Annotated in this window: 1 protein-coding gene and 1 pseudogene; one reads left to right on the top strand and one right to left on the bottom strand. The window is 70.5% G+C overall.

From position 1 onward, the window contains the following. Positions 1-415, bottom strand: a 415-nt coding sequence (locus ACFXIV_RS48155) for a hypothetical protein (RefSeq protein ID WP_379421568.1), incomplete at its 3' end; no start/stop codon positions are given. Positions 416-473: 58 nt separating this feature from the next. Here ACFXIV_RS48155 and ACFXIV_RS48150 point away from each other — a divergent pair. Next, positions 474-773 (top strand): annotated as a pseudogene (locus ACFXIV_RS48150) (hypothetical protein); the annotation flags it as partial.

Raw genomic sequence — 773 nt, 5'->3', positions numbered from 1 at the left:
GCGTCGGGTTGCCGGCCCGCGCCTCCGCCAGGAAGAGCTCCACGTTCGCGAGCGTCTGCTCGGGATCGGTGTAGAAGCCGAGGTCTATCAGCCCCAGCGAGACCAGCAGCGTGTCCGCCCGGTACGACGCGACCGTCTCGCGGACGAGTGGCGCCATGTGCAGCCACCCCGCGCCCCAACCCGCCAGGTGTGCCCGCGCATGGTGGGGGAAGTGCGGGTCGGCGTAGGCGTGGCTGCCCTCGTGCAGTGCCGTGCGGGGGCCGACGATCTGCCAGTCCTCGTCGTCCGGAACGGTACGGCACAGGTGCTGCCACATCCGGTAGCGCCAGGTGTGATCTCCCCCGGCCCGGGGCCCGGAGCTCCCCCCACCAGCCGCTCCGATCGTCATGGAGTCGCCGACGAAGAGAACGCGCATCCGCACATCCTCGGGTATCCCGCGTTGAGCTGCACCGTGATGCTGGACACTGGAGCCTATGTCTGTGCGTACGCGTGGAGTCGGGGTCGGGGTCGGGGCGGTTGCCGTGGTGCTGGGAGCGATGACGGCTGCCCCGCCCGCAGCCGTCGCCGAGGACGGCCCGGAGGGCTTCACCATCCGCGACTCCCGGATCACCGAGTCCAGCGGACTGGCCGCCTCCCGCGCCCACAAGGGCGTCTACTGGACGCACAACGACTCCGACGACGGCCCGTACGTCTACGCCGTCGACAGCCGCACCGGAAAGACCGTCAGCCGTGTGACGCTGAGCGGTATCGAGCCGCGGGACGTCGAAGGGATC

The organism is Nocardia sp. NPDC059236 (assembly GCF_042754085.1).
GTDB lineage: Bacteria > Actinomycetota > Actinomycetes > Mycobacteriales > Mycobacteriaceae > Nocardia.
This window is presented reverse-complemented; position numbering and strand designations above follow the sequence as displayed.